General features: G+C 69.1%; 6 protein-coding genes and 1 pseudogene. 4 read left to right on the top strand and 3 right to left on the bottom strand.

The features are described from left to right. Positions 1-772, top strand: a pseudogene (locus EFK10_RS07840) (RNA-guided endonuclease TnpB family protein); the annotation flags it as partial. On the opposite strand, the gene EFK10_RS49715 reads toward EFK10_RS07840, so the two are convergent. Next, a complete protein-coding gene (locus EFK10_RS49715) occupies positions 691-1,086 on the bottom strand; it encodes a transposase family protein (protein WP_240677066.1) in 396 nt (131 codons plus the stop codon). The pseudogene EFK10_RS07840 and the gene EFK10_RS49715 sit on opposite strands and share 82 nt — an antisense overlap. A gap of 516 nt (positions 1,087-1,602) precedes the next feature. On the opposite strand from EFK10_RS49715, the gene EFK10_RS07830 reads away from it, so the two are divergent. Beyond that, entirely contained in the window at positions 1,603-2,328 is a 726-nt protein-coding gene (locus EFK10_RS07830; RefSeq protein WP_240677065.1) for a FadR/GntR family transcriptional regulator, read from the top strand. Here the strand turns inward: EFK10_RS07830 and EFK10_RS07825 are convergent. After that, positions 2,282-3,580, bottom strand: a complete 1,299-nt coding sequence (locus EFK10_RS07825) for an MFS transporter (RefSeq protein ID WP_127355009.1) — start codon at positions 3,578-3,580, stop codon at positions 2,282-2,284. The genes EFK10_RS07830 and EFK10_RS07825 overlap by 47 nt on opposite strands. A 154-nt stretch (positions 3,581-3,734) precedes the next feature. Further along, on the bottom strand, positions 3,735-4,427 hold the full coding sequence (locus EFK10_RS07820; protein ID WP_164835880.1) for a class I SAM-dependent methyltransferase: 693 nt from the start codon (positions 4,425-4,427) through the stop codon (positions 3,735-3,737). Between the two features lie 399 nt (positions 4,428-4,826). On the opposite strand from EFK10_RS07820, the gene EFK10_RS07815 reads away from it, so the two are divergent. Beyond that, the gene (locus EFK10_RS07815) at positions 4,827-6,095 is read left to right on the top strand and encodes an NAD(P)/FAD-dependent oxidoreductase (RefSeq protein ID WP_240677064.1); all 1,269 of its coding nucleotides are present in this window, start codon (positions 4,827-4,829) and stop codon (positions 6,093-6,095) included. Between the two features lie 266 nt (positions 6,096-6,361). Then, positions 6,362-7,363 (top strand): Bug family tripartite tricarboxylate transporter substrate binding protein, encoded by a 1,002-nt coding sequence (locus EFK10_RS07810; RefSeq protein ID WP_164835879.1) that lies wholly within the window; start codon positions 6,362-6,364, stop codon positions 7,361-7,363. Positions 7,364-7,375: the final 12 nt, after the last annotated feature.

Here is a 7,375-nt window from a genome sequence, read left to right as displayed (position 1 = left end):
CCCGAAGACGCGGCACCGTCCACGGTGACCGTGTCCCAGGACGCGGCAGGGCGCTGGTTCGTGTCGCTGCTGTGCGACGACATGATCACCCCCGGCCCCGGCCACCACGGCGGCGGTCGGTATCGACGCCGGGATCGCCTCCCTGATGACCCTGTCCACCGGTGAGAAGATCACCAACCCGCGTCACGAGCGCCGCGACCGGGCCCGCCTGGCGAAGGCGCAGCGGGAGGTGTCGCGCAAGGAGAAGGGCTCCGCGAACCGGGCCAAGGCCCGTCTGAAGGTCGCCAAGGTCCATGCCCGGATCACCGACCGGCGCCGCGATTACCTGCACAAGCTGACCACTCGACTCGTCCGTGAGAACCAAACGGTCGTGATCGAGGACCTGACCGTCCGCACCATGGTCACGAACCACAAGCTGGCCCGTGCCGTCTCCGACGCGGCGTGGAGCGACATGCGGTCGATGCTGGAGTACAAGTGCGCCTGGTACGGGCGTGACCTGGTGGTGGTCGACCGGTGGTTCCCCGGCTCGAAACTGTGCGGGGCATGCGGGACGCTTCGGGCGAAGCTGCCGCTGAACGTCCGGGAGTGGACGTGCGACTGCGGCGCGGTGCATGACCGCGACGTGAACGCGGCGAAGAACATTCTCGCGGCCGGGCTGGCCGTGTCTGCCTGTGGAGGCGGTGTAAGACCTCAACGGGAGTCCTCCCGGACGGGGCAGTCGTCGGTGAAGCAGGAAGCCCAGCGGGCGACCGCTGGAACCCCCCGCCCATAGGCGGGGGAGGATGTCAACTGTGCTGGTGACCTGGGTGCCACCTGGATGTCGAACGCCGTCGCGGTAGGGGCGCCGAGCCGGGCGAGAGCATCCTGTGGGGCGTTTGCCGCCCACTGGCCGATCGCCGCGAACGAGCGTGCTCTGGCCACAACCGCCGAGCGGGCGACCAGCAGCACACTCACGAACGAGTGACGTCGCCCGCGCTGACCGCGTGGATCAGGCAGGGCACGCAGCCGCTCCGCCAGATCGGTGGTTCCACGCTGCTGACGAGTAGGCGACTTGATCAGGCAGACGGTGGCAGACTGACGGCGCATCGGAGCTCCGGTTGTGAACGGCGATGTGGCAAGGTTATCCGTCCTCAACGGGAGCTTCGTTGCGTGGGTATCGCACTCACCAAAGTTCGTCACGCAGCCGTGACGAGCACGCCTGCAAGATCAACCCGACTTTGAAATCGCTCTGGGCCCAGGGCCTGCCAGCCGCTGGTGCCCGGTTGCACCGAGTGTGCCTGGTCGGTGTGGGCCAGGTCGCCTGCGGGCTTGTTCGCGGTGAGGTGGCGGCGCCGGGACGGCGCGGCCCGGTCAGGGCCTGGTCCAGGTCGGGTGAACCTCAAGCAGTGGTCCGGCGGTCCGGTGGTCTGGGGCGGGCAGTGGTGACATCTCACAAATAAGACTATTGGTAATACCTATTCCGGTACACTGGATTTGTCAACGCGTTTCGAAAGGACTCCCATGCCGCCTCGCCGTACGACAGCGAAGGCTGACGACGGTCAGCCCAGTCAGCTCCTGAGCCCGGTGAATGACCGCCGGGTGTCCGCACTGATCGTAGATCAGGTGCGCTCTCTCATCCATGACGGGAAACTGACCCCTGGCAACCGCCTTCCCCCGGAACGGGAGATGTGCGAGCGGTTCGGCGTCAGCCGGGTCACCGTCCGCGAGGCGCTGCGCGTGCTGGAGGCCAACGGTCTGGTCGAGATCCGGGTGGGCGCGCACGGCGGCGCCTTCGTTACCCAGCCGACCAGCGACCGGGTCGGGGCGAGCATCGTCGACCTGCTTACGCTCTCGTCCGTGACGGCCGGCGAGGTCACCGAAGTCCGCATGGTGTTGGAGTTGGGCATCATCCCGTTGCTGTGCGGCAACGCGGACGACGATGACATTGCCGCGCTGGAGGACATCTGCGACCGGCAGGAGGCGGCGCTCGCAAGCGGCGAGTACGACGTGTCGCTGTCGGCGGAGTTCCACACCCGGCTGGCCGCCGCCACACACAACACCGCCTTCGAGATGCTGGTCCGCTCCTTCCACGGGCCCCTCCTGATGTCCCTCGCCACAGCGCAGAAGACCGCGCCCGAAATGGGCAAGCGCGGCCTGGAGGAGCACCGGGCGATCCTGGCCGCTATCCAGGACGGCGACGCGGAGACGGGCACCCGCATCATGCGAGAGCACCTGTCCCGTACCGCCGACCGGCTCTGCCTGGAGGAACCGGCCCGTAAGACCACTCGCACCAGGAAAGCGGTCAGTAGCCCTGCGGGAGCAGCACCAGGCAGCAGCCGAGCGAGATGACGACCGATACGAACAGCACCCCGAAGCCGGCTGTGTAGGAGCCGGTCGCCGCAAGCAGCGTGCCCATCAGCGCCGGCAACGCGGCTGCGACCAGGTTGGTGAGCGAGGAGAAGACGCTGCTGGAGTACTCCGACTGCCGTGTGGGCATCAGGCTGTGCAGCAGCGACCAGTTCGTCACCACGCACCAGGCGTTGCCGGCCAGGCCGAGGAAGATGAAGAAGCTGTCCAGGCCGGCGCTGCCCGACAGGGCGGTGCCGGCGATGCCGGTGCCCTCGATGGTGAAACCGATCGCGGCCCAGCCGGCCCGTTTCACTTTGCGGTCCGAGGCCCGGCCAACCAGCACCATGACCACGATGGACAGCACATTCGCAACGGTGAGAAGCAGGCCGATGTCGCTCAGCTTCACGTGGCGTTCCTGCTGCAGGTACAGCGGCACCCAGGTCACCAGGCCGTAGAACGGCGCGTTGGTGCCGATGTACATCAGCATCGTCAGCCAGTAGCGGTAGTTACGGAACGGAGACTCCGGACCGCGCTTGGGCACCACGGTGGTGGACTCGAAGCGGCCCTCCACGATGTGGCGGACCTCCGCCTCGCTGATGCCGCGGTCCGGGTCGGGCCGGTCCTGGAGCAGGACGAGCACCACAAGGAAGGCGAACGCGAGGGCGATCAACGCCTGCACGAGGAAGGTGGTGCGCCAGCTGAACGCGGACAGCATCGAGGTGGTCAGGCTGCTGCCGAGCGCCGAGCCGACGAAGATGCCGGACAGCCAGGAGGCGTTCGCCCGCGCCCGTTCGTGCATCGGGAACCAGCGGGCGGTCAGGGTGTGCGCGACCGGGTAGAAGCACGCCTCGCCGATCGCCAGCAAGATGCGGGTGCCGTAAAGCTGGTTGAGGCTGTGCACGAATGGTGGCAGGGCGAGTGCCACGACCCAGATCCCGGTGCCGACCAGCATCGAGGTGCGCGGGCCGAAGCGCTTCAGCACGAAGCCCCACAGGAACAGCGCGACCCCGTACGCGTAAAGGAAGAGGCTGGTCAGCCAGCCCACGGCTCCGGGGTGCAGGTCCAGGCCGAACTCCTGGCGGAACGACGGATCGGCGACGAAGACGCCGATCGAGGACTTGCTGAGCTGGGCCACCGAGAACGCGATCAGCAGCGGGAGGCTCACGTGAAGCCATCTGTGCATGTGACGCCCGCGCAGAGCGGTGGTTCGGCTCGTGCTCGCCTCGGTGGTCAACTCTGAGTCGGTTGTCATCGTGTTCCTTGCGTGACGCAATTGCGGCAGTGGCCGGAGCCGTACATGGAGAGCCTGCGGGCGGCGTATCACGACGATGCGGGCGCGGGATCTTCACAGAAGGGGCATGACGTGGGAATATGCGCCGGCACGGAGGGCGGCCGCCGCGGACCGGTCAGGCCAGGGGGGTCCGGCCGATGAACAGGCAGCTGTAGAAGGCCTTCCAGGCGATGTCCACATCCTGGACGCCGGCCGCGCGGAATCCGTCGAGGTGGTCGTCGGCCTTTGGCAGCGGGGCGGCGTGGTGGTGGGTGGACGCGGTCGTCCTGGGCGGGCTGAACTGCTTGCGGACCGATCGGAAACGCCGGTTCCACCGCTCGTCCAGGCCGATGTGGTCGAGGTTGACCAGCCAGCCCCCGGGCGCGAGCTGTCCGGCGGCCTCGCGGTAGAAACCGTGCAGTTCCTCGCGGCCGAGGTGGTGGCTGGCCCGGGAGGTGATGAGCGCGGCGGCGCCTTCGGGGACGCCGGCCGCGCGCAGCGCGCCCATGTCACCGATGAGGAAATCGACCCGGTCGCCGAACCGGGCCAGATCCCGCTTGGCCTGCCCGAGCATGGTGTCCGAGGCGTCCAGCCAGACTCCGCGGGCGCCGGGGAAGGCGTCGAGGAAGACCGAGAGGAACTTCCCCGCGCCGCTGGCTACGTCCACGACCAGGCCAGGGCTCGGCGTCTCGTCGGCAACCAGGCGGGCCGCGATCAGCCGGGGCAGTTCGAGGAGGTCCTGCGCGCCCTGCGGGTCGGCGGCGAGCCACGCGCTGGCGAAGCTGGGGTCGGACCACACTGCGGCTGCGGTACGGCTCTGTTCCGGCATCTCGGCTCCTGACGTGTGCGGGTCGGGGCGCCCGGGCATGGCGGGGCTCCGCTGGTGCTGGGGGTGAGCGGGAGGGGCGGTCGGCCGTCCCGCTGTACTGCCCGCCTCGAGGCGGGCGCCCGCGGCCGTCGTCACCGGCCCGCAGTGCCGGGGTGGTCGACCGGTGCGGCCGACCATCATTCCCTCAATGGCCTAACCGTTATATCAACGCACCCTATGGCCGTCAACGAATCCACGGGCGGGAAAGCCGCCCTCGCGCAGCTGCTCCAGCGCTGGTTTAATGGTCTAATATTAAGTCCAAACACAAGGAGGGTGCCCGATGCCACGCAAGGTACAGCGACACCGCCCTGGGTCCGCCGCAGCGCGGCCGTCCCGCCCGCACCAGCGGCGGGAGCGACAGTGAGCGGCGGGACCCTGATCGTCGGTGCCAGCCAGGCCGGTCTGCAACTGGCCATCTCCCTACGGCAGTCGGGCGACACCGCGCCCATCACCATGGTCGGCGAGGAGCCCCACCCGCCTTACCAGCGCCCGCCGCTGTCGAAGGAGTTCCTGGCCGGACAGGCCGAGCTGGAGACGCTGGAGTTCCGAGCCCCCTCCTTCTACGCTGAGTCCGGGATCGAGCTGGTGCGCGGCGAACGAGTGGCCGACGTGGCGCTCCTACCGTCCCGACCGCCTGGCTCAGGTACGGCGGTGACCGCCAGCGGGCGCGAACTGCCCTTCGATCGGCTGGCGCTGACCACTGGCGCCGGGCCGCGGCGGCTCGCGCTGCCCGGCGCCGATTTGGACGGGATCTGCTATCTCCGCGACCACGACGACGCCGCCGACTTGCGCTCGCGCCTGGCGACCGCCTCCCGGGTGGTCGTGGTGGGTGGCGGGTTCATCGGCCTGGAGGCGGCAGCCGCGGCGCGCGCGCTCGGGCGGCAGGTCACGGTGGTCGAGGCCGCAGAGCGCCTGATGGCCCGGGCGGTTGCCCCCGCCGTCTCGGACTTCTACCTGCGCGCCCACCAGCGGCGCGGCGTCGACATCCTGCTGTCCCGCGGCGTCGCGGGCTTCGGCGGCGGGTCCGGCCGGGTGACCGGGGTTCTGCTGGCCGACGGCACGCGGCTGCCGGCCGACCTGGTGCTGGTCGGGGTCGGCATCGTGCCGCGCACCGAACTGGCCGAACGGCTGGGGCTGACCTGCGAGGGCGGCATCGTGGTGGACACATACGCCCGCACCAGCGATCCGGCCGTGGTCGCCGCCGGCGACTGCACGGTGCGACCGCACCCGATGACCGGGCAGGGCCGGGTGCGGCTGGAATCAGTGCAGAACGCCGTGGCGCAGGCCCAGGTGGCCGCGGCCACGCTCCTCGGCCGGCTGGAGGAGGTGCGATCGGTGCCGTGGTTCTGGTCGTACCAGGGCGATCTGCGGCTGCAGATCGCCGGACTGTCCACCGGCTTCGACGAGTACGTCGTACGCGGCGAGCCGGACGAGGAGCGCTTCTGCGTCCTCTACTACCGACAGGGCCGTCTACTGGCGGCCGACGCCGTCAACCGTCCGGCGGACTACATGGCCGTGCGCCGGGCGCTCACCCAGGGCGCCACCGTGCCGCCGGAACGGGCGGGCGACGACAGCGTTCCGCTCAAATCCCTGCTGGCCGCCCCCGCCGACGCGGCGCCGGCCGCCTGACCTCACAGCTCGGGCCGGAATGCCGTACTGCCGAGCCCGGCAGACACCGAGGACTTCGATCGCACGCGAACGCGTCCGGATCCTTGCACCATCGGTAGAATGGACATACCTTTACTTCCAACCGGACGTGCCCCCGGATGTGGTTGCACCTCCGTGCCTTTCCGCGTTCGCGCGCCTATTCCCCCGAGACCGTGAGGACCTCAATGATGCTGTCCTGCTTGCGCCTTCGCTCACTTCCCCGATCTCGGGGCACCGCGGTCGCCGCCGTGGCCGCCTTCGCCCTCACCGCTCTGGCCGGCTGCGGCCCGAAGAGCAGCACAGCGGCCGCGTCCGGTGGCGGGGCGTCCTTCTACTCGGGCAAGACCGTGCAGATCGTGGTCCCCTACGGCCCCGGCGGCGGATACGACCAGTGGGCCCGCGTCATCGCGCCCTATATGCAGAAGTACCTCGGCGCCGGCAAGGTGATGGTCGTCAACGCCCCGGGCGGCGGCGGCCTCATCGGGACCGGGCAGATCTACAACGCCAAGCCGGACGGTCTGACCATTGGCGACACCAACGCCGGCGGCGACGTCTTCGACCAGATCGACCACAGCTCGGGCTTCAACCTGGACATGACGAAGGTCAGCTGGCTCGGCCGTCCCGACGACGACCCGCACCTGATAGCAACCCACGCCAACGGTCCGGCCGCCTTCGACGCCCTCAAGTCCGCTGGCGGCACGGTCTCCGCGCTGGCCACCGGCAAGGGCAGCTCGGACTACAACGCGGCCGTCATCGTCTACAACGCCTTCAAGGTGCCGTTCAAGATGGTGGCCGCCTTCTCTGGCAGCAGCGACGAGAAGGCCGCGTTCATGAGCGGTGAGGGCACTACGGCCTCGCTGTCCTCCTCCGACATCGCACAGATCACCGCGCAGTCACACAGTGTGCTGCTCGTCTCGGCCCGTCCGTTCAGCAAGCTGCCGAACGTGCCGACCGTCACCCAGGAGGCGCAGAAGGACGGCCTCGACAGCCAAACCGTCCAAGCGCTACAGGCACTCAGCGACGTGATGGACCTGGGCCACGCCTTCTTCGCCCCGCCCGGCGTCCCCGCCGCTCAACTCAGCGCGCTGCGCACCGCGTTCAGCAAGTCGATGAACGACCCGGAGTTCAAGAAGGCGGCCACCAAGGCCGGCCTGTACCAGGGCTACCAGTCGCCCGATTTCCTGTCCTCCACGGTCACCAAGGCGCTGAGTCAGGCTTCCCTGTTCACCGACCTTCTCAAGTCGAACTGATCGGGCTGCCAG

Origin of the sequence: Streptomyces soli (genome assembly GCF_003999195.1) — a bacterium.
In the GTDB taxonomy this organism is placed as follows: Bacteria; Actinomycetota; Actinomycetes; order Streptomycetales; family Streptomycetaceae; genus Actinacidiphila; species Actinacidiphila soli.
The sequence above is the reverse complement of the archived record's forward strand: the minus strand, read 5'-3'. Positions and strand labels throughout refer to the sequence as shown.

Coding starts and splice junctions, on each gene's coding strand:
- EFK10_RS49715 (WP_240677066.1), bottom strand. CDS start 1,086: ATGCGCCGTCAGTCTGCCACCGTCTGCCTGATCAAGTCGCCTACTCGT.
- EFK10_RS07825 (WP_127355009.1), bottom strand. CDS start 3,580: ATGACAACCGACTCAGAGTTGACCACCGAGGCGAGCACGAGCCGAACC.
- EFK10_RS07820 (WP_164835880.1), bottom strand. CDS start 4,427: ATGCCGGAACAGAGCCGTACCGCAGCCGCAGTGTGGTCCGACCCCAGC.